This window comes from Anaeromassilibacillus sp. SJQ-1 (assembly GCF_046693725.1).
Lineage (GTDB): Bacteria > Bacillota > Clostridia > Oscillospirales > Acutalibacteraceae > Anaeromassilibacillus.
Genome location: NZ_JBKEIV010000037.1, coordinates 1 through 20,805, shown reverse-complemented (window position 1 = coordinate 20,805; position 20,805 = coordinate 1). Strand labels below are relative to the sequence as shown.

The window sequence follows — 20,805 nt, the reverse complement described above, 5'->3', positions numbered from 1 at the left end:
GATATTTACACCTCTATCGGATCGATTTTCCCGATTGTATGAGAATCCTATGTGATTTCTCTCTTTCGATCTTACTTTCCATCGATCAGGTTTTCGTGTTTTCCTCTTTATTCGCTTGACTTTTTTTCCCAACACTCGTACACTCTTAGAAGAAGCTTTTTAGGAAAAGCGCGCCCCTTGAACCGTATTGCGCCGTGCCAGCTCGCGGTCAATGCCGCCGAGTACGGCAATCTTATCAAGACTCCAAAGCGGCGCCAAGAGCATTTCACGTTGTCCATCACCAGTCACACGTTCAATCACAGTTTCTGGCGGAAGCCATTCCAGCTGTGTGCAAACCGTATGGATGTAAGCTTCCCGCGTCATAGGGGTAAACCGTCCAGCCGTATACGCTTCGGCAAGGGGTGTTCCGCGCAGGATGTGCAACAGATGCAGCTTTACCGCATCTGGCCGCAATTGTCCAACAGCGCGTGCTGTTTCCAACATCATGGGGAACGTCTCTCCTGGAAGCCCGTCAATTAAATGAACACAGACACGAATTCCACGTCGTTTCAAAGCCTGGTAAGCCTGGTTGAATTCCGTATAAGAGTGCCCTCGATGGATTCTCACCGCGGTTTCGTCATGGATTGTCTGTAGGCCTAACTCCACCGTGAGATACGTCCGTTGAGAAAGCTCTGCGAGATAATCGATTGTCTCTGGGGACAATGCGTCTGCCCGCGTTGCGAGGCTCAAGCCGCACACCCCCTCCACTGCAAGCGCTTCTTCGTACTTTTTCTGGAGGATGGGTAGGGGCGCATATGTATTGGTGTGTGCCTGAAAATAGGCAATCACGGGGGCATCCTTCCACTTGAGGTGAATGCGGGCCTGCTCGATCTGAATCTGTCTTGTGATCGAAAAAGCTGGTCCAGGCGCAAAAGCGCCGCTGCCTCCCTGGCAATAGGTACAGCCGCCCGTTCCTCGTGTACCGTCCAAATTCGGACATGTAAAACCGGCATCGATAGAGGCTTTAAATACCCGCCTTCCAAATCGCCTTTTCAAATGATAAGCGAGCGTATGGTATCGTTTATTGTCGTCCGCATAGAGAAATGGATGTTCCATTTCATCCCTTCCTTGCACGTTTACAGGTTTTTTCTTGTCCCATTTTAAGATTTCTTTAAGAAATTCATGGGGAGACTTGTAAGAATTTACTTGTAGAATAGCACGCAGAATCAAAAAGTGCAAGGGGCGTATCGATATGATTAAGGAAGGGCCATTGTATTGCAAAACCGTTTCCTCTTATTCGAAGGACAAGCCGTTAAAGCATGTCCAAAAGGAGGGGGACTCTGCGTATCTGCGGCGCAGACGGATTGTCAGTTTGGTATCTTTCATTGGATTTCTCCTATTTTCCATTGTATTTGCAGCGACCGTCGGGCAGAAGTTGATGGAATTTCTGGCGGATGGAAAAACCTTTCGCGTATGGGTGGAGCAACAAGGCATTTGGGGGCCGCTTACATTGATAGGGATCATGGCTTTGCAGGTGGTCATTGCTATCATCCCCGGCGAAGCGGTAGAGATCGGCGCGGGATACGCATTTGGAGCAATACCCGGTATGTTCCTCTGTTTGGCCGGCGCAGCCGTGGGGTCCGTTATCATTTATGGGCTTACGAAGTCCTTTGGAATCCGGATGGTAGAGGCCTTCATCTCAAGGGAAAAACTCCAATCTTTGAAGTTTCTACAGAATACAAAAAAGCTAAACCTATTAATCTTTATTTTGTTTTTTATTCCTGGTACACCCAAGGATCTGTTTACCTATTTTATTGGGTTCATTCCCATGAAATTGCGCACCTTTCTGATCCTCTCCAGCATTGCTCGCATCCCCTCGGTCATCACATCCACAATTGGCGGGGAAGCGCTTGGGATGCAGAATTATACGTTCGCGGTTTTGGTTTTCGTTGCCACTGCAATCATCAGTGGGATTGGTTTGTTAATCTATCGAAAAATCACCGTACATTCAGACGGAAAGAAGGAAATTGAATGAATTGGCAGCTCCTGATCAGCAACCGAATTATCAATGTGGGATTTATCTCATGGATGTTATCCCAGTTGATTAAAACGGGGATATTCTTATTACAAAACAAGAAGATCAACCTAAAACGGTTGTCTGAGTCAGGTGGAATGCCCAGCGCACATTCCGCTCTGGGATGTTCCGTGGCAATCGCCACGGTAGCAGGAGGTCGGCTTTGCCTCCCCAATTGCTGCACTCGCCCTGACGTTTGCTGCGGTTGTTCTATATGACGCGATGGGCGTACGGCGCGCCGCTGGCGAGCAAGCAAAGGCGATCAATCAAATCGCGGATTATCTGGAGGAAACCGACAAAACAGGAAAAATGGCTGAGATCAAAGAATCCATCGGTACCCTGGAGGTATCTTTGGGGCATAACGCCATTTGAAGTGTTATGTGGCGCTCTGTTGGGCATCTGTGTTTCCTTACTTTCTGCATAGCTATTTTATAAATCCCCAAACGATCTATAGAACAAATAAAAAAGAGGGTATCCCAAAAGTCATGAAATGACGGAAGGATACCCTCTTTTTTAGAAACGCAGATATTTTCCCAAACAGAAAGAGGACGCCCCTTTCCTATGAATCGAAAAATTCGCAGTTTTGGGACACCCTCTTTTCCAACGATCGTCTCAAGAACGAGAGCAATGGCAAAAATAGGTATCAGCCGGCCCCTGGCTCTCTGCATAAAAAGGAGCGTCCTCTTTTATCGAAAGCTGGGGAACACATGGCTATCCACACAAATCGTGCAGGGTTCCAAAGGTATAACCCTCTGCCTCCCACTTGCTCAAAAGTTCATCCAAAATCTCAGCATTCGTCTTGGACGTGCTATGTAATAGGACAACCGCCCCTGGATGGATACGTGGAGCAGCTTATCAAAGGCTTCTTCCTTCGAGGGCTGCTTATCGACATACCAATCCACATATGCTAAACTCCAAAAAATCGTTTTATATCCCAATTCCTGTGCTTGTTTTAAATTGCTCTCATTATATTTTCCCTGGGGAGGCCGGTAAAATTTTTCCATCTCTTTCCCAGTTGTTTCCTTATATAAAGCCTCGAGGGAGGAGATCTCTTTCTGAAAATCCTCCATCGCAGAAATCTTCGACATATCCGGATGATGGTAGGTGTGGTTACCAACAATGTGTCCTTCTTCTACCATTCGTTTGACCAGGTCGGGACTGGTTTCTATGTAATTTCCCACAACAAAAAAGGCAGCTTTTACGTTGTGCTTTTTCAGCGTATCCAAAATGGCTGGGGTATAGCCATTTTCATACCCGGCGTCAAATGTGAGATAAATTGTCTTTTTTGCCGGATCTCCCGCATAGTAAGCATTATATTGCTTTAAAAAATCAGCGGATGCATTGCCGACTGGCGTTTTTCCCTCTTCTTGAAAACTCAATCCCCAGTTGGTATTCGCCTGTGCAGATGCTGTCACACTTGCTGTTGAAGCATGATGAAAAATTCCCGGGACCGCTGCCAAAAGCAACAGGCAAAGGAGCACGGCAAGAATTTGTTTCTTTCGGATTACAACAACCATCGTTTCACCGCCATTTCTATATGGTATTGTAGATCTTTTAAAAGCGAACCATTACGAAAACGTACGAAATCGTTGTAGATATAACGGTTAAAGGTAGACCGGTTACATCTTAATCAAAATTCTGCTTTCATCATATCCACTTTTGCCATTCTATACATATGCGTCCATTCGCATAGGAATACCCCCGTTGTAAAGAAAATCACAAAAGACCCCCAGCCAATCACAAAAGACTGGCTGGGGGCCTTTCTATCCTTTCGAATAATCCTTTAAAAGATCATCCAATCGTAACTGCGCAATGGAACTGTGGGTTTTCACCAGGCATTTGCGTATACACGCCCGTCTGCTGTCCAGGAGTTCCGATTGCCCATACGCGGAAGTAATAGTCGTTCCCGCTCTTTGCAACGAATTGCGTCTTCAATACACTACCATTGCCCACCGTAAAGCTCGGCATTGCGGTGCTGCCGTTGGTAACTGTCATCTTGAAGCAATAAGCACTACCTCTCTTGAGCGTAAACGGAAGGGTGGTATCACTGCGAACCGAAGCTTGTACGGTGACGTTTTGAGCTGCATTTACAACTGGAGACGTCGCCGCAATTGCCGTCCCACCAGTGCTACCGGAAGAACTGCCGCCCTTACCGCCGGAACTGCTGGAACCGCTGGAACTATTATGGTTGTTATTGATCTTCAGATTTGCTTTTGTATCTTCCAAAAGATCAAACGCTTCCATGATTTCCTTTGGAGTTGCCTGCGCATTGTTGTAGGCATTTTCTGCGATGTGCAATGCCGCCAGGCAAGCAGAAGCACTCGTAGCCGTGTAATCGCTCATATCCAAGCGCTTCACTTCGTCAATCAATGCTTTCAGTTCATCTCGATTGGGGATCAACCGCAGAGCTGCAATCGCATTGGAAAGGCGAAGCGCTGCTTGATCGACCTCGCTCTGCGTTGCTTCGTCCGTCAAGTCCTTTGCAGCCTGCAAAGCTGCCTTGAATTCTTCCTGACCATCCGGGCGATACTTGGATTCCAACTGCGGCAGAATTTCTTCTGCTTCTGCAATCAGCAGATCCAACTGGCTGCGGTTGGCCGCATATACCAACGCCATGAGCGCATTGTAAAGGTTATCACGAGCCTTCTGAATGTCATTTTCCAATGCCTCTGCATCGTCTGCGACGGACTGAGCCGCGGTACGCATCTTAACAAGGGCGTCCCAACTGGATGCTGTGTAATCTTCTGAATTCAGGCTATTGGCGATTTTCAAAAGTTCCAGCAAGTCTGCCTTATCGCCAGGGGTAAACTCAAGATAGTGGATCATATCCAGCAAACCTAACCCATGCTTCATTGATGTCTGTCTGGGTTGCAGCCGGGTCGTCCAAAACAGTCTTGGCGTGGTTATAAGCTTCCATGAAAGCGGTCTTTACACTTTCAATCAGCTTGTCAACGGTTCCATCTTCGACATACGTCTTCGCATAATCATAAACCTGCTGCAACGTCGTCTTATCGGTCATTTCAAAGGTAAAGCTCAGATTGGTCTCTGTTACCGGCATTTCGAACTCATACGTATAGGACGTGCCACTGATGAGAATCGGTTCTGCGTCGCCAATCTGAACAGAACGGAACGCCTGTCCGTCTACACGAGGTGTAAAGGTAAAGGTGAATGCCGTGCCGCTCTCCACCTCATCTAACTGATACTTGCCGATTAGATCCGCTATCGGCTGGCTTACGCCGTTGACTTCCAACTTGACGTTCTTGCCATACGAAACCGTCAAGCTCTGTGGCGCCGTTGGAACAACCGTGTAGGTAATCAGGGTATCCTGCCCTTGCCATTCAACCGGTTCGCCATTCAGCGTAATGACTCCGACATCGCTGTAAAGAACTTCCCAATTTGCCTGCTCGGCCGGTTCCAGACGATAGCCCTTCTTTGCCAGATTTTCGATCGTCTTTTCTGTAATGAAATTCTTGGGTTCATTCAAGAACAGCTTACCACTATACTTCAAAATCGGTTTTTCTACGCCAGGAGCTACAAACTGATACTGAATGTCAATATGGTTCTCCGGAACAATGACCGCTTCATAGGTGATATTCTCTCTGAACTGGAAGGTACCTACCCACTTGTGAATCTCACCATCCGGATCATTCTTGTCTCTCCAACCGGACCATGTATAGCCATCTGCAGGTTTAACCTCTGGATAGCTGGCTGTATTATAGTCATAGCCTGTCGCTTCAACGGTCTGTGGATCGACCTGTGCGCCGCCACTTCCTTTGGCTACCAAGGTGCCATATTTCGGATCTGTGATCTCAAAGCGTACAGTATACTTCACCTTTGCAAAGTGTGCCGTATAGGTTTCTCCTCCAAGCGGAACCTTTACCGTTTCGCCGAGCTCTACCTTTTCGCCTTCACTATTGGTCCAGTAAACAAACTCACAGCCGCTGGCCGGACGAGTTGTCGGAACCGGAACTTCGGAACCAATCGCTCCTGTTTCAATTACTGGCGTTTGTGCATTCGTCAAATCATTCAAGAAGCCATTTCCTGCGCTCTTGAAGGTGACCGTCTCTTCCTTTGTGACTTCCACGCGGAACTGATTCAACGCCGGGGATGTAGTCCCCAAACGTGCGACACCATCTGCACCCATGACCACAGCATAGCCCATTGAGCTTTCCGGTACACAGTCTTCAATGGTATAGCCCTCATTCATTGTGACGTCAATGTTGGACTGCGTGAGCTTGCTCACTTGGAAACGGTCGCTCTTGGTATAATGATCCACCTCAAAGGTGAACGAACCGACCTGCTCGTCATACCAGTTACCTGCTACGATCGGAATGGTGATTACATTCTGGGTAAAGTCGCGCAGCGGCATGATGACATTCTGCGTTTCCCCAACCATGTCCTCTGTCGGAACGAGCGCCGGAGGATTCTCTGGCGGCAACTTCGAAGTGATACAACCGATATTGGCGCCTACCTGGATGGTTTCTCCATTATATTCAAAATAGAATTTTCCGTTGTTTTTGTTAGGAGACACCTTCTTACCATTGATCGTAAGCCAATAACCAAAGTCGTCTCTGGAATCTGCCGTTACCGCATATTCATAGCCAAGCTGAAGTGTGTCGCCTACTTTGACATCGATTTCAAAATTGGTCTGTAGCAGTCCGCCGACATTGTCCAGCATAACGTTGTAGTGGACATACTGATCTTCCTCTGTAACCTCATCGACATCTGTACCGACGCCGATCCCAGTCAGGACCGGGTAGCTGTTGTTGACATTCGCGTCAAAGCCCCATTTTGCCCATGAGGATTCCGAGGCTGTATTTGCATTGAGCAACAATGCAAAATCGCGGCTCTTGAGTTCTGCTTCCGTCTTGCCGACAGACGTATCCTCCAGACCGCTGGAAACGGTTCCACAGCCGGCCTCTACACCGCACTCGCTATTATAGTATGTATTTTTAAGAACAGCACTGCTCTGCAGGGAACCAACCAAACCGCCAACCCATGTAGAGCCTTCTCCCGCATGGATTGTGCCGGATGCGTAGCTGTTCTCAATGCCCACGCCCTTGGTTGCCGCTGCAAGCGTTGCAGTCAAGCCGCCGATGCGAATACCGGTTGCTGTAATGTCACCTGTTGCAAAGCAGTTGCGGATGTCCGCCTTCTGTGCGTTGCCGATCAGACCGCCCGCGTGAATATGGGTGTTCAAATCGGTATTGGTCGAAGTGACGTCGCCGGTCGCATAGCAGTTCTCTACATATACGGAAGTATCGCCGCTAAAGCTGCCGATCAGGCCTGCGACCAACTTAGCCGCCTTCACGTCAACTTCTGCATAGGAATTTGTAACCGTTGTTCCCAGGGCCGTACCAACCAGGCCGCCAGCGTTGCTGGAACCGGAAATGATACTATCCTCAGACGCCGCACGCACTGCACAATGATCGATAATGGAATCATTGGCATAACCGGCCAAACCGCCCATATACGTACGTCCATTGACTTTCTCAACCTCGACGGTTAAATTCTTAATGGTAGAATTTCTGAGATAGCCAAAAAGCCCCACATATCTTCCATCCGCCTGATCCACATTTAGGCCGCGGATGGTCTTTCCATTGCCATCGACAATGCCGCCGAATTCCTGGTTATAATCGTCGCCAATCGGCGTCCAGGTATCTGCATATTCCGACAGATCGATGTCGTTGGCAATTTTGAAATACTCGGGCGAATACGTACTGGACAGCTCGCGCATTGCATTGAGTTCCTTGGCGGTCGTAATGATGTAAGGATCTTCTTCCGTGCCGGCTCCCTGCGGCATGCCGGCTGGGACGAGCCTTACTTCAACCTCCGCATACTTCGTTGGATCATCTACCGACGTTGCACGAACCCGGAAAATATCATAAGGTTCCTCTTCCGGAACAGTCAGGACACCGTCCGCATCGATGGAGCTGTGTTTTGTTCCGATCACCGACCATGTGACTTCTTGCGATACATGTTCGCCCTCCACCGTTGCCGTAAAGTGTTCGGTGGTTCCCTTTTCAATCTTCTCATTTGGATGAGAAATCTTGACTCCTGTGACAACCGGAACCTGATTCGTGATGGTCACAGCCATCTGTTTTGGAGCGCTCTTCGGATACTTTTCAGCATCGCCTTTTTCCGTGGTCAGGTCAATTACCATAGGCTCGATGGTACTGTCAAGGGGAACATCGCGGACTTCCTGCGGCATATTGTATGCGCCGGTCACGTCGATGTTTTTACCGTTCAAAACAATTTCATGAGACTTAAAGCCGTTTGTTTCCGTCCCATCCGAATCTGTTACCGTTTCCGGATAATAGGTCTTTCCGCCCGTTACCAATTCCAGACGGTTGTAGGCTGGCTTCTGCGGATATCCGTCAACATACGGCGGCTGGTATTTCTTCCACTGTAAGGTTGCAGAGGTTCCCTCGCCAATCCCCAGGGTAAACGCTTTTTCTCCATTGACAACGATGTCGTAATAGGCCTTCGGAGGCGGCGTCTTTTTCACCGTAAAGGTAATCACCGGATCGCCTGTAACGACTCTGCCGTCAATTTTAATTTTACCATCATCTGTGTATTCTGCTTTATAAGACTGATCCTCTGGGCTAAAATAATAACCCTCGGGTGGATTTTCGGCATGGATTGTAACCGTAGGGTCGCCGCGGTTCAGGGTAACCGTTCCCGTTCCAACCTCTGTGTTACCCATCATATAACGGATGGTGATATCCCTTGTCGCCGAATAGCGGGTAACCTTCACGTTAAACTGTACGACATCCGGAATCGCGACATTATTGCCATATTCATCCTTCGTCACATTGATCGTTGTGTAGGTTGGACGAAGGATCTCAATTTCATCGATGTCTTCCAAATCCTTAAGATCTTTCATGGAAGAGCTCACAAAGAATTCATCGTCAAACAGTGTGGCTACTTTCTCGACTTCTTTCACCAAGACGCCGTCCTGGTCTATGTACTGGATCGTATACGGTACGTCCGGAGAGTGTCTCCCCACAAGGATATCCAGTTCCTCATCCGTCGTCTCCTCTGTCGGCGCCAGGACATATTCCTGATCCGGGACAGAACGAATTTTCTGAAGGCCGCCGACAACCTGCTTGCCGTCATCGCTAAGCGGATTACATACAATCGGGGCAATGGCCTCCGCATCAAACGTCAGATCATCGCGCATTTTTACGCCGTTGATGTGAGGGATATAGCCGTTTTCCTCTTGATCCCACTCCCAGCTGACAACCGCTGTTTCACCGATCGGTACGACAACCGACATTCCTTTTGTTAATCCAGAGGGATGCAGGACATACGTACGAGTCTCGCCTTCCGTCGAAGTCTTCAGACAGGAAAGATGTTGTCGAGTCTTTCACGTCTTTTTCCGCCGCAAATGCAAGATTTCCTGTGAACATTCCCAGGACCATGGTCAGTGACAGCAGCAAAGATAAGATCTTCGTCGAACGTTTTTGTCTCATCTACTTTTAGACCTCCTTCTTTATTTCTTCCCACTACTTTTCAGTTTGGTTCTCTGCCTTTTTCATCCCGGCAGATTCATACACTCCCCCTTTTTATTATTTCTTCTATATTTCAATGGAAATATAGAATTTAGAGACAGTATGATGAAACTTCCGCCTTTAAAAAGGGCATTTTGCACAATATTCCCTCATATTTGTCTCCTAATTAATATGTGTATTATAACATTTTATGGAATTTTTTCGCAAGCACCAACCCTTATGAGTATGCAAAAGTGTACATTAATTCCCTTTTCATGCACCTTTTTTCCTGTGATGAAGATAATAATTTTCTCAATACATATTATTCTCTTTATAAATGATATAATTTAAATATAAAATATTTTGGATTAATTTGATAATGTTATAATATACGGCCGCCTTATTCATTTCGATTGTGATTCCAACAATTAAGAAAATCTGACCATTTTGTTCATGAATGTGATGCCATGCAACACTTGTACTTCTCTGTAAAGTATGCTATAATCTGGTTTACAGTCGAATAAAGCAGAGTAGGGGTTCGCGCGTAAAGTGTCAGTCGGACGGGGAGTTGCCGCTGAACGAAAAGCATTTGCTTGCGGTGCGACCTCCGCATCCCGCTGCTGCATCATTGGGACATCCCATCTTGCGGCAATATGTGCGTTTTTTGACGTGCCTGCTTTTCCGCGATGAATTTGATGGAGGTGTCTTTTTTATGTCCAAATTGACCAACAACTCTCTGAATCCCCCTCGCTTTGCTACCCTACTTCGTGAATCTGCTGCTGAGCAAAAGAAGCCCCAGACCATCGTTGTAACTGCCATGATGATCGCTATGAACATTGCATTGGCCAGCGTCCATGTGTATCTGACCCCACAGATGCGCGTCGGTTTCGGCTTCTTGACCAATGCAATCACCGGTATGCTCTATGGCCCTGTGGTAGCAGCTACGGCGGGTGCGGTGGGAGATGTACTGTCCTATCTGATTCGGCCGGATGGCGCCTATTTTCCTGGCTTTACCATCACGGCTGCGCTGGGCGGCCTGATTTACGGATTTTTTCTGTATCGTCGTCCCATTTCTTTACCACGTACGATCGTTGCAAAAGCGTCCATTAGCCTTCTGTTAAACGTTTTGTTAAACACGTTTTGGATGGTCATCCTGTATGGAAAATCTTTTACCGCTTTGTTCCCTGTGCGCCTAACCAAAAATTTAATGCTACTACCTGTGGAGATCGCTTTACTCTATATCGTTGGAAAAGCCGTACAAAAGATCTCCCGGCGTGTGTTTGCTGCATAATGGTCCAATATTTTTGAACCCTAGGCGATGAGAAAGCATTTTCGTTTTCAAAAGAGAAAAATAAAAAAGCAACGCCAATGGACTGGCGTTGCTTTTTTATTAAGCATCACAGATTTCTGTTTGTCAATAGGAGGTTCCCAAAAAACGCCTTCTCACTTACAGCGTCGATTCCCCTGCAAAACGTATGATCTCAGAGGCAACTGCCTCACAGGTTTCTGCACTGTCCCAGTGGATATTGTGGCTTGCGCCCTCGATCGGACAGAAGTTCACTTCTGCATTGCTCAGGGCCTTCTGAAGTTGTTCCTCGTCCTCCTGTGAGAAGAATACATCAGCCGAACCCCAAATGATGTCCACCGGGCATGTTACGCCGGAAAGCCTATCCGTACTGTCAAATGTTGAACAACCTCCAAAGATATTGTACCAATCTGCATAAGGCAATGAAGAAGCATGTTCATAGATCGCTTTGCAGAAATTTTCATCCTCATTGGTGGTTTCCGTCCAAGATTTGATGAAGTCATCCGGAATTTTCTGTTCTTCATCATACCCGCGAACGCCTAAGAAATCGGTCCCATCGCCCTGCAAAATCCAATCGAGCGTTGGATTGCCGCCCATCTTGGTGCTGGAGGAAATCAAAACGCCACGCTCTACACGTTCAGGCGCCGTAATCATAATCTCCTGTGCAATCAGAGAACCTAGAGAATGACCTACCGGAATGAATTTTTCAACTTCTAACTTGTCCATGAGATTCAGGACATCCGCACAATGCATTTCCGCAGTGTATCCCTCTTCTCCTGCCTCAGGCTTATCTGTCTTACCATGTCCGCGTAATTCCGGAATATAGCAACGGAAACCGGCGTCTGCCAACTTTGGCGCCACCTGCGACCAGGAAATACGGCTGTCGGTCGCTCCGTGAATCAGCAACAGTGGAATTCCATCTTCTGGCCCACAAGTCAAGTAGGTCATCTTGATGCCCGTATCCAGAATCCATACTGTTTTCTTCCCAATCAACGGATACCAGTGTAGACCAATCCTCTTGTCCCTCAGAGACCGGTGCAGCAGACGACACTTCCTCCTGCGAGGAAATCTCGCTGGAAGAGATCTCGCTGCTATCTGGTAGTTCGCTCGATACCGTATCCTGCTGGGTTCCACAACCGCCTAGGGCTGCCAGAAGCATTGCCCCTGCCAAAAAACATGCCAACCATTTACGATTCATCTTATCATCTCCAAAATATTTTATAATTTGCCAAATATTGACAGCTTCACACTACCATGTATTTCCGAATATGTCAAGAAATGATGTTCACAAAATGTATGCAAATAAGATCGAAATTCCCTTACGGATTGCCCTGCATACACTGATAAGGTCAGGAGGTGATTTTTTGAATATCTACTCAAATCACAATTGCAATGCTTGTCCACCCTGTTGGGTCCCTTGTCCACCGCTCGGATGCCTCTGCCCCACGGGAGCCAGAGGTGCAACCGGCCCCGCAGGCCCGCAGGGGATTCAAGGCGTCCCTGGGCCAGAAGGCCCACAAGGCGTTCCGGGACCTATCGGAAATACAGGACCCACCGGGTTGCAGGGGCCTGAAGGGGCTCCCGGGCCCGCTGGACCAGTCGGACCCACTGGCGTACGCGGCCTTCAAGGTCCCACGGGACCGATGGGCCCCGCCGGTATTCCCGGGCCAACTGGCGCTACTGGTGTAACCGGTAATACGGGTTCCACAGGGCCACAAGGACCGGAAGGGGCCCCTGGACCCGCTGGACCCATTGGTCCCACTGGCGTACGCGGCCTACAAGGCGTTACAGGTCCCATTGGGCCTACCGGTAACACCGGACCGGCTGGGCCTACTGGACCGACCGGCAGCATGGGGCCCGCCGGACCACAGGGGTCAGAAGGAGCTCCAGGCCCCGTTGGGCCAATAGGGCCGACTGGTGTACGCGGCCTACAAGGTGTTACGGGTCCCATTGGGCCTACCGGTAACACCGGACCGACTGGGCCTACTGGGCCAACCGGCAGCATGGGTTCTACCGGCCCGCAGGGACCAGAAGGAGCTCCAGGCCCCGTTGGGCCAATGGGGCCGACTGGTGTACGAGGTTTACAAGGTCCTACTGGACCAACCGGGCCAGTCGGTACAACCGGCCCACGCGGTGCTACAGGGCCAACAGGCGTTCAGGGGATTCAAGGGGTCCTGGGCCACAGGGTCCACAAGGAATAGCTGGTAATACAGGTCCAACGGGTGCAACCGGGCCTCAAGGAAATGCTGCAACGATTCAGATCGGAACAGTTACTACAGGGGAACCCGGGACACCTGCAGAAGTTACCAACTCAGGAACTGAACAAAACGCAATTTTGAACTTTGTCATCCCCAGAGGGGCAACCGGTGGTAGCGGGATTTCCTCTGAACTGTATACAGCTTATTCCACTCCTCCTCAACCAGGAGCTAACCGAACCCCCTTCGTTTTTGACCGAGATGGAGCAATTCAGGGTAGCGCAATTGTTCATACACCCAGAACCGCAAATTTTCTAATTCAGCAAACCGGTTACTATGAGGTTTCTTTCCACGGAACCATCAGCCCTTTTGGTTCTCCTACTTTTCCAATGGTAATTATCGTCTTATTTGCAATTGCAGGGGGCGCAAGTATTGGGAACTGATATTAGCCACACATTCCAAACCTCCGGAGAAGTCGTCAATTTCTCATTCTCACAGATTTTTCCCGTTACAACTGTACCGGCTACACTCAACGTGGTCGGAGATGGCCAATCATTTTTATATACTGGGATTAACATCACCATTCATAAAATCAGCGATCTTTAATACAAAAGAAACGATCGGAAGAAGGCCCCCAGCCAACAATCGGCTGGGGGCCTTCTTCCGAATTCGCTCTTGATAATCTTTCCGTTTAAAACAAGTTCTTCATCTGCTGGCAAATTCGGCAACCGGTTGGCGTTGCTGCAAGTCCACCCTTTCCCGTCTCTTTTAAAGATGACGGCATTGCATCTCCTATTTCGCGCATAGCGTCAATCACTTCATCGGGTGGGATACGACTTTCCACACCAGCGAGGGCCATATCGGCGCAAGCGAGGGCATTGACCGCTCCCACTACATTGCGCTTGACACAAGGCACCTCGACCAAACCGGCAACTGGATCACATACCAGGCCCAACAGGTTTTTCAGGGCCATAGAAAAAGCGTGCGATGCCATCTCAGAAGTTCCTCCCCGCAGGGCGGTAGCGGCAGCGGCAGCCATGGCCGACGCTGAGCCAATTTCTGCCTGACAGCCGCCTTGTGCGCCTGCGATGCTGGCACGTTCGGCAATAACCTGTCCAAACCCCGCAGCCACAAACAAGGCCTGCACCATTTCATCGTCTTTTGTCCCATAATGTTTCTGATAGGTAATCAATACTGCCGGAATTACGCCGCAAGAGCCTGCAGTAGGCGCAGCGACAATTCGTTTCATACAAGCATTGGACTCCCCCATTTTTAAAGCTCTGGCGATAACCTCGCCCAGAAAAGTACCACAGATTGTTCTCCCTTTTTCAACAGAATACTGAACCCTGTTTCCATCTCCACCCACTAGGCCACTTGCCGAATGCAACGCTCCATCATAGGCACGATCTGAAGCGCACATCGCGTTCCACATTCCCTTCATACGTTCAAACGATGCATGTTCTTCCACGTTGCGATCTTTACAATCCTCTTTCAGGACTGCTTGCCACAGCGGACCGCTTCCTGCTGTATGCAGAAGCTCTTCAATGGATTGAAAGCTCATTTATTTCTCCTCCCTACTAAGGTTGATACAGGTCACTTGTAAAATTCCGTCAAGAGTTCTTAAGTCTTTTAGCAGAGGTTCTGGAATGGGATGATCTGTCTCAATTACCATCACAGCATATCCGCCGCGTACATCGCGGGAAATATGCATGGAGGCGATGTTCACCTGCTCCTCTGCCAAAAGCCTTGTGACGTCTGCAACGTGACCAGGCTGGTCGAAATTACGTACCACTAAAGTAGGCGCTTCTCCACTGAATCGGGTTTTCATCCCATCGATTTGGCAGATCTGAATACGTCCTCCACCCAGCGACGAACCCACCACTTCGAGTACCCGGTTATTCTGTCCCGTTACTTTTAACAAAACCGTATTGGGATGTACATTGCGCAGGTGAATGCTCGCTTTTTCAATCGAAATTCCACTTTCCCGTGCAAGTTCAAAGCTATGAGGGATGCGTTCATCGTCGGGCTGCATTCCCAATACACCGGCAATCAACGCTCGGTCTGTCCCATGGCCCTCTCCGGTTTCTGCAAATGAGCCATGCAAAAACATAGCAATCTCCACTGGCTCTTCCCCCAAGAGTTCCCGTGTAATATACCCGATTCGCACAGCGCCCGCTGTGTGCGAGCTGGATGGCCCCACCATCACTGGTCCTAAAATATCAAAAATACTCATTCATACCCCTGCTTCCAAGAAAACTTTCTATCCTTTATTGTAATCTTAGATTCCTCATTATGACAAGGCTTGTGAAAAAATGTTCCAATTCCAACAGAATATTTTATTATTTCCTTAATTTTACGATTATTTTATAACAAAACACTTTATGAAACTGGAAACTTGTGCTAATATGAACAAGTAGAAGGCAATTCGTTGCCACGTAAAAAGGAGAAGGAGGAATCAAAATGAAACAAATCAAGCAAAGATTCTGGGCGTTAACCTTGTCGGTCGCAATGCTGTTTAGCGTATGGGTACCGACAACAGCGTCCGCGGCAGCTCCTGTTGAGGATCTCGATGGGATGCACGTGCAGGTCATGGCAACCTCCGACGTTCACGGCGCAATCTTAGCAACCGACTATTCAACGCATGGGACTACAAGTGGTGGTCTGACTCGAGTCGCCACAAAGGTCAAGGCGCTCCGTGAGGCAAATCCCAATTCTCTTCTGATCGACGTGGGAGATACCATACAAGGTACACCGTTGACGTATTATCACGCCTTCGAGGTTCCGGAAGAAGTTGACCCAGCGATCAAGGCGTTGCGTCTTATGGGATATGATGCATGGGTACTAGGCAACCATGAATTTAACTACGGCCTGGATATTCTGACACGCCAAATGGACCAGGCCAAGGCGCCCTCTTCGGGAGACGAAAGCCATGTTCCGGTCCTCGCCGCCAACTTTGTACAAGAGGGAACGGAGTGGGAACCTTGGGAGGGCAACGAAGCCTACATTGTAAAAGAGTTTGAAGATACGGAAACGGGAACAACCGTCAAGGTTGGCGTCCTTGGTGTTGATACACCGAATATCCCGCAATGGGAAAAAGCCGAAAACTACGAGGGAATCGATTTTCGTAATTTCGTCCCTACTTATGAACATTACATTGACATTATGAAAGAGGAAGAGGGCTGTGACGTCATTGTCGTCGCGGCACACGCCGGCGTAGAAAGTGAGCATTCGGAAGATGGCGCTCATCCGGAGAATTCGGAAAACCAAGTTCGTGCACTCATTGAAAACACAACAGGCATCGACTTGGTATTCAGCGGCCATCTTCATATCAGCAACGCCAATGCTACTGTCACCAATAAGGAAGGAAAAGAAATCCCTGTTGTAAGCCCTGGCACAAAGGCAAATGGGTTAGCTTATGTAGATTTGGTGGTAAACCCTGATGCTGCAGAAGGCGAAAAGGTCACCGTCGCCTCCAAGGAAATTATTAGCATGCGCGGAGTTGAAGAAGATGCAGAGTTAAAAGCTGCTTTACAGCCCTATGAAGACCGCACATGGGAATATCTGGAACAACCGCTTGGAACTGCAACCGGAGATTTCTCCTCTAAAGATCTTGCATTGGTGCCAAGCGCCTTTATGGACTTGGTAAACAAGGTTCAGATCGAGGCAACTGGGGCGCAACTTTCCATTTGTGCCCCCCTGACGTCTGGAGGCGGCGAAAATTTGATCCCCAAAGGGGACATTTCCCTGGGGCTGATGTACCGTCTTTACAAGTATGAAAACTGGTTATACAGTGTAAAAATGTCTGTCCGGGAAATTAAAGACTGGATGGAGTTTGCTGCAACGAAGTACCGGGTGAATCCGGAAACCGGTGCGGTCAGCGGCGGCGGTATCTATTTAGACGTCCTATACGGTATGGATTACGAAATTCATCTTTATGCGCCAGAAGGGGAACGCATCCAAAATATGACCTACCAGGGGCGTCCCGTTTCTGACGATGAAATCTTTACCGTTGCAATGAACAACTATCGTTTCACCGGCGGTGGTGACTATATCGCACATGTGCCTACCATGCAGCCAGATGACAAGAGCCGAGTGACTTTCTCCACCCAGGAACAGATTGGCGAGGACGAAGGACAGGTTCGCAATTTGCTCGCAGAGTATATCCGAGAGCAGGGAACGATCTCCCCAGAAATTACCAGTACCTGGCGTATTTATGGGCGGGAAAGCGATGTCCCGGATGCGGCGCATGCACTCTATTCCACCTTTGATCCCAAGAAGGTACAACTCTCCCTGGCAGATGGCGACGTTGGCTTTGCAAACCTCACTGGCAACTATCAAGCCTCCGTCATGGCAGGTGAGTCGGTTGAACTGACCTTTGCTCCCACAGTCTCTGGACGGAAACTTGCTTCTGCAACATTGAATGGAGAGTCCCTCGTACTGGATAGCTCTGAAGAGTACACGCACTCTTTTGATATGCCCAACGGGACCGTTCTGCTGGATTTCCAATTCACAGTTGTGAATAAAGAAATTCTGCGCACAGTGATCCAAATCGCGGAAGGCTTGCAGGATAGCGAGGAATATGCTGGCGCTGTTCCCACCGTTCAAAAGCGTTTCGATAAAGCCCTGGAAAAGGCTAAACAGATCGATGATACACAGGATGTCACGCAAGAAGATATCGATACCGCCTGGCAAAAATTGATGGACGCAATCCAGTACCTCTCTTTCCAGGCTGGCGATAAAACGGCTCTCGAAGAGCTCCTTGCAGTCGCCGATCTTCTGCAAAAGGATGATTTTACTACATCCAGTTGGAATGCGTTTGAAAAAGCTCTAGAGGCCGCACAGATTGTCTATGACAACCCCGATGCAATGGAGGATGAGATTCAGGAAGCTCGTCAGGCTCTTTCCTCTGCGATTGATACCCTTCAATATAAAGCAGATCTCCACCAATTGCAGCTGTTGATCGACAAAGCCAATGAAATTGAGCCAAAACTCGAAAGTGAGTATGTGGACATTCATCAAGATTCATTCAAAGCTTTCCGGGATGCACTCGCCGCTGCTTGTAAAATTACGGAGGAATGTTTACAAGAGCAGGTCGATCAAGCGGCTTCTGCTTTAAACACGGCAATTGCCGAATTGCGCAAGATTCCCAACAAAGATGCTTTGAAAGCCCTGATCGAAGAAGCACAACAGGTTCCAGCAAATCGTCTGAACGCAAAGGATGCTGCTCGTCTAGAATCCGCATTGGACCGCGCTTTAAACACACTTGCTGATCCGTTTGCCGATGAAGAAGCGATTGCCGCCGAAGAGGAAAATCTACGCACTGTGTTGAAGAGCCTCTCGACCTCTCAGCACCATCAGAGCGGTTCTTCCTCAAAGTCGAATTCGTCTGCTTCCCTTTATGGAGCAGAGGGAACCGCCATTGTTGGTGCATCTGCTCCAAAGGCATATGTAGTCTGCGATACGACTCTGCCATTCTCTCTGAAGCACGGTTCTGCTTATTGCTTCAAAATGACAGTGATCAATGGGAATGGATTGGTTCCTAATTTCACAGTTGGAGACGGCTCCATTCTAAAAACGCAGTTTGTCGCTCAAATTGGAAATGATTTTTATTTCCGTGTCTATGCGATCGGCACACCTGGTCAGAGCGCGGGAGTTTATACACAGCTTTCCGGCACTGTGCCACAACGTCATTGCAGCGTTACTATCGATTAAAAGGACCTCCTCCCAAAAACATAAAAACAGAGAAGGCTCCGGGTTCGTCCTGGAGCCTTCTCTGTTTGTTTGGTTGGATTTTTTATTTTTCGCTATGCTTTTTCCGAATGATCTGAAATTTCTCAATCCAGCCTTTCTTGTGTTTCAAGGAGATATACCCAATTAAACTGGCTGCAAACGCGCCGACAGCATCTACCACCAAATCCTTCATCGTGTCCTGCAAGGCAGCGCGCCCAACCAACTGCGTCCCATCTTCTAGCGCGAATTTCTGCATGTTCAATCCCAACAGGCCATCGAAAGAGTATTCATAGAATTCCCAAAATACACCCAACGTCACGGCGAAGCAAAAGGCAAATGCTGCTACAAAAAATGGACTCCAGATTGACGGGAATTCGCTCAGAATTGTTGAATAATGCAACAAATGAGAAGCCCAAAGCGCCAATCATCGCTCCGCTGAACCAGTGCAGCACGGTATCCCACGACTGAATATGATAATAAAAGCTCCTGACCTCGCCCAAATAAATTGCACAATAGAGAAAGATGACAAATAAAATCATCATTCCAGAAGGAATTTCAATTTTAAGACGCCTTGCAATCACACTTGGCAAAAGAAGGACTACCATTCCCAAAACGCATTGCACCAACATCAGAACATAATCGCTTTTCAACCGCTCAAAATTGCTGCCATCCGGCTGCGAAGGCGCCAGAACCAAACGAACAGCCACAAAGATTGCCGAAACCAACAGAGACGCAAAAACAAACATCGATAGGATTTTACTCCAATTCCACTGCTTTATCTTTCTCATAAAAATCCTCCTAAAGGGAACAGCGCCCTATAAATCATCGTCATACAAATCCAGCGCAACGGTTGTAGCTTACCCAGCCATCTTTTTGGTTGCCGACCACCCAGTCGCCAATTCCCTACTTCTGACGCAGGGCTATAAAAGATAAGTATATCCAAAACCTACAAAAAGTCCAGCCCCGTTTCGGGTGGAAAATCTCCCCATGTGAAAAAGAAAAAGCCCGCAGGCGGAATATCGACCGCCCATGGGCTTTTACACGATCATACATTATTTCTTTGCGCGGGTAGTTTTCTTTGCCGGTGTCTTTTTAGCTGGTGTTTTTGCAGCTGCTTTTTCCTCAACAACTGGAGCGGTTGTCTCGTTTTTCTCTTGCGCTGCTTTTGCTTTTGTCGCTCTTGTAGAGGTTTTCTTGGCTGGCGCAGAAGCCTCCTTTGTCTTTGCAGTAGTCTTGGTTTCTGCCTTAACGACCGCTTTGGGCGCTTCTGGAACCATTTCCTTTACAGGGGATGCTTCCTTCTTTTCTGTTGTCTTTGCCGGCTTCTTTTCAACAATCTGTTCCAACTTCCACTGTTGATTGTCACCATTCAGATCTTCCCAGATTTGCAGACGTGTACCGTCCTCTTGGGACATCCCCACAATATCCACACATTTTCCAGAGACTTTGGATTTGATCTTATAAAATCCATCCGATGTCTCTTCCACATACCAGAGCTGGCTATCCGAAGATACACTGTCCCACTGATGCAACCATGTGCCATTTTCTGAGCCACCCAGCATAATGTCCAGTGCCTTGCCAGTGCTCTTATTGAGCAGCTTGTAATATTGATCTTCACTAGCTACAAACTGCCATTGTTGATTGTCGCCGCCATTATACGGATTCATCTGAACTTTGTTGCTGCCTTCACAGAGTTCTGCTTCCAGCGCTTTCTCGCTCTGCTTCGATCGAATACTGTATACTTTATTGGAGAAAGTGTTTTTCGCCTGTCCACTCATGTTCAACACCCCTTCTGCCTACAGAATTTTAAGTTTTAATTCTATGATGTTTATTATAGCACGTGGGCGGGGAAAGTCAACGCTACGTCTTTCATCTTTGGAACAGACCACAGAAAGTAAATTGTTTCCAAAAATAAAACCAGTCATATTGCCCACGGGTTTATGAGCGGCGCACGAAAAACGCGAAAGCGTTTCACGATAAATGCGAAAACTACACGAGTATGGAAGTCGTTTGTTAATATCGCATCAA

At 48.2% G+C, this 20,805-nt stretch carries 15 protein-coding genes, 1 pseudogene and 1 riboswitch; of the genes and pseudogenes, 6 read left to right on the top strand and 10 right to left on the bottom strand.

The genetic code is table 11. The annotated features are described in order from the left end of the window. Positions 1 to 159: 159 nt before the first annotated feature. Positions 160 to 1,095, bottom strand: coding sequence for a TIGR01212 family radical SAM protein (locus ACGCCZ_RS09540; RefSeq protein ID WP_411655898.1), 936 nt, complete (start codon positions 1,093 to 1,095; stop codon positions 160 to 162). 136 nt (positions 1,096 to 1,231) lie between these two features. Here ACGCCZ_RS09540 and ACGCCZ_RS09535 point away from each other — a divergent pair, with 136 nt between their 5' ends. The 3 genes from ACGCCZ_RS09535 to ACGCCZ_RS09525 are packed head-to-tail and all read left to right on the top strand — an operon-like array spanning position 1,232 to position 2,425. Continuing rightward, positions 1,232 to 2,014, top strand: coding sequence for a TVP38/TMEM64 family protein (locus ACGCCZ_RS09535; protein WP_411655897.1), 783 nt, complete (start codon positions 1,232 to 1,234; stop codon positions 2,012 to 2,014). Beyond that, entirely contained in the window at positions 2,011 to 2,271 is a 261-nt protein-coding gene (locus ACGCCZ_RS09530) for a divergent PAP2 family protein (protein WP_411655896.1), read from the top strand. The genes ACGCCZ_RS09535 and ACGCCZ_RS09530 overlap by 4 nt, the downstream gene beginning before the upstream one ends. Next, positions 2,228 to 2,425 (top strand): divergent PAP2 family protein, encoded by a 198-nt coding sequence (locus tag ACGCCZ_RS09525; protein WP_411655922.1) that lies wholly within the window; start codon positions 2,228 to 2,230, stop codon positions 2,423 to 2,425. Before ACGCCZ_RS09530 ends, ACGCCZ_RS09525 begins: the two co-directional genes overlap by 44 nt. A gap of 339 nt (positions 2,426 to 2,764) precedes the next feature. Here ACGCCZ_RS09525 and pdaA read toward each other — a convergent pair. The 3 genes and pseudogenes from pdaA to ACGCCZ_RS09510 form a co-directional block, all read right to left on the bottom strand. Next, a pseudogene (gene pdaA, locus ACGCCZ_RS09520) lies at positions 2,765 to 3,570 on the bottom strand (delta-lactam-biosynthetic de-N-acetylase). 274 nt (positions 3,571 to 3,844) lie between these two features. After that, positions 3,845 to 4,879: a hypothetical protein gene (locus ACGCCZ_RS09515; RefSeq protein ID WP_411655921.1), complete on the bottom strand. Its 1,035-nt coding sequence runs from the start codon at positions 4,877 to 4,879 to the stop codon at positions 3,845 to 3,847. Beyond that, on the bottom strand, positions 4,863 to 9,332 hold the full coding sequence (locus tag ACGCCZ_RS09510; protein WP_411655895.1) for a GLUG motif-containing protein: 4,470 nt from the start codon (positions 9,330 to 9,332) through the stop codon (positions 4,863 to 4,865). The genes ACGCCZ_RS09515 and ACGCCZ_RS09510 overlap by 17 nt, the downstream gene beginning before the upstream one ends. Positions 9,333 to 10,070: 738 nt before the next feature. Next, positions 10,071 to 10,168, top strand: a riboswitch (THF riboswitch). Positions 10,169 to 10,258: 90 nt separating this feature from the next. Here ACGCCZ_RS09510 and ACGCCZ_RS09505 point away from each other — a divergent pair. Beyond that, positions 10,259 to 10,837 (top strand): folate family ECF transporter S component, encoded by a 579-nt coding sequence (locus ACGCCZ_RS09505; protein WP_143255277.1) that lies wholly within the window; start codon positions 10,259 to 10,261, stop codon positions 10,835 to 10,837. Positions 10,838 to 10,993: 156 nt separating this feature from the next. Here ACGCCZ_RS09505 and ACGCCZ_RS09500 read toward each other — a convergent pair whose 3' ends face one another. Continuing rightward, positions 10,994 to 11,845 carry an alpha/beta fold hydrolase gene (locus ACGCCZ_RS09500; protein ID WP_411655894.1) on the bottom strand — a complete coding sequence of 284 codons (852 nt, stop codon included), beginning with the start codon at positions 11,843 to 11,845 and terminating at the stop codon, positions 10,994 to 10,996. A 371-nt stretch (positions 11,846 to 12,216) separates the two neighbouring features. On the opposite strand from ACGCCZ_RS09500, the gene ACGCCZ_RS09495 reads away from it, so the two are divergent. Next, positions 12,217 to 13,053, top strand: a complete 837-nt coding sequence (locus ACGCCZ_RS09495) for a hypothetical protein (protein WP_411655893.1) — start codon at positions 12,217 to 12,219, stop codon at positions 13,051 to 13,053. Between the two features lie 685 nt (positions 13,054 to 13,738). Here ACGCCZ_RS09495 and sdaAA read toward each other — a convergent pair. Next, positions 13,739 to 14,608, bottom strand: a complete 870-nt coding sequence (sdaAA, locus tag ACGCCZ_RS09490; protein WP_054324245.1) for an L-serine ammonia-lyase, iron-sulfur-dependent, subunit alpha — start codon at positions 14,606 to 14,608, stop codon at positions 13,739 to 13,741. Further along, positions 14,609 to 15,280, bottom strand: coding sequence for an L-serine ammonia-lyase, iron-sulfur-dependent subunit beta (gene sdaAB, locus ACGCCZ_RS09485; protein ID WP_054324244.1), 672 nt, complete (start codon positions 15,278 to 15,280; stop codon positions 14,609 to 14,611). 227 nt (positions 15,281 to 15,507) lie between these two features. Between sdaAB and ACGCCZ_RS09480 the strand changes: the two genes are divergently transcribed. Beyond that, complete coding sequence (locus tag ACGCCZ_RS09480; RefSeq protein WP_411655892.1) at positions 15,508 to 18,759, top strand: 5'-nucleotidase C-terminal domain-containing protein; 3,252 nt, start codon at positions 15,508 to 15,510, stop codon at positions 18,757 to 18,759. Positions 18,760 to 18,841: 82 nt separating this feature from the next. On the opposite strand, the gene ACGCCZ_RS09475 is transcribed toward ACGCCZ_RS09480, so the two are convergent. The 3 genes from ACGCCZ_RS09475 to ACGCCZ_RS09465 all read right to left on the bottom strand — a co-directional run bounded on the left by ACGCCZ_RS09475 (position 18,842) and on the right by ACGCCZ_RS09465 (position 20,555). Beyond that, positions 18,842 to 19,039 carry a hypothetical protein gene (locus ACGCCZ_RS09475; RefSeq protein ID WP_411655891.1) on the bottom strand — a complete coding sequence of 66 codons (198 nt, stop codon included), beginning with the start codon at positions 19,037 to 19,039 and terminating at the stop codon, positions 18,842 to 18,844. Positions 19,040 to 19,064: 25 nt separating this feature from the next. Beyond that, entirely contained in the window at positions 19,065 to 19,565 is a 501-nt protein-coding gene (locus ACGCCZ_RS09470) for a hypothetical protein (RefSeq protein ID WP_411655890.1), read from the bottom strand. A 264-nt stretch (positions 19,566 to 19,829) separates the two neighbouring features. Then, the gene (locus ACGCCZ_RS09465; protein ID WP_085532956.1) at positions 19,830 to 20,555 is read right to left on the bottom strand and encodes an RICIN domain-containing protein; all 726 of its coding nucleotides are present in this window, start codon (positions 20,553 to 20,555) and stop codon (positions 19,830 to 19,832) included. Positions 20,556 to 20,805 lie beyond the last annotated feature (250 nt).

What these genes read in the sequence shown, in the direction of transcription:
- ACGCCZ_RS09540 (WP_411655898.1), bottom strand. Translation starts at nt 1,095, where the DNA reads ATGGAACATCCATTTCTCTATGCGGACGACAATAAACGATACCATACG.
- ACGCCZ_RS09535 (WP_411655897.1), top strand. Translation starts at nt 1,232, where the DNA reads ATGATTAAGGAAGGGCCATTGTATTGCAAAACCGTTTCCTCTTATTCG.
- ACGCCZ_RS09530 (WP_411655896.1), top strand. Translation starts at nt 2,011, where the DNA reads ATGAATTGGCAGCTCCTGATCAGCAACCGAATTATCAATGTGGGATTT.
- ACGCCZ_RS09515 (WP_411655921.1), bottom strand. Translation starts at nt 4,879, where the DNA reads ATGATCCACTATCTTGAGTTTACCCCTGGCGATAAGGCAGACTTGCTG.
- ACGCCZ_RS09510 (WP_411655895.1), bottom strand. Translation starts at nt 9,332, where the DNA reads ATGTCGGTTGTCGTACCGATCGGTGAAACAGCGGTTGTCAGCTGGGAG.
- ACGCCZ_RS09505 (WP_143255277.1), top strand. Translation starts at nt 10,259, where the DNA reads ATGTCCAAATTGACCAACAACTCTCTGAATCCCCCTCGCTTTGCTACC.
- sdaAA (WP_054324245.1), bottom strand. Translation starts at nt 14,608, where the DNA reads ATGAGCTTTCAATCCATTGAAGAGCTTCTGCATACAGCAGGAAGCGGT.
- sdaAB (WP_054324244.1), bottom strand. Translation starts at nt 15,280, where the DNA reads ATGAGTATTTTTGATATTTTAGGACCAGTGATGGTGGGGCCATCCAGC.
- ACGCCZ_RS09480 (WP_411655892.1), top strand. Translation starts at nt 15,508, where the DNA reads ATGAAACAAATCAAGCAAAGATTCTGGGCGTTAACCTTGTCGGTCGCA.
- ACGCCZ_RS09470 (WP_411655890.1), bottom strand. Translation starts at nt 19,565, where the DNA reads ATGAGAAAGATAAAGCAGTGGAATTGGAGTAAAATCCTATCGATGTTT.
- ACGCCZ_RS09465 (WP_085532956.1), bottom strand. Translation starts at nt 20,555, where the DNA reads ATGAGTGGACAGGCGAAAAACACTTTCTCCAATAAAGTATACAGTATT.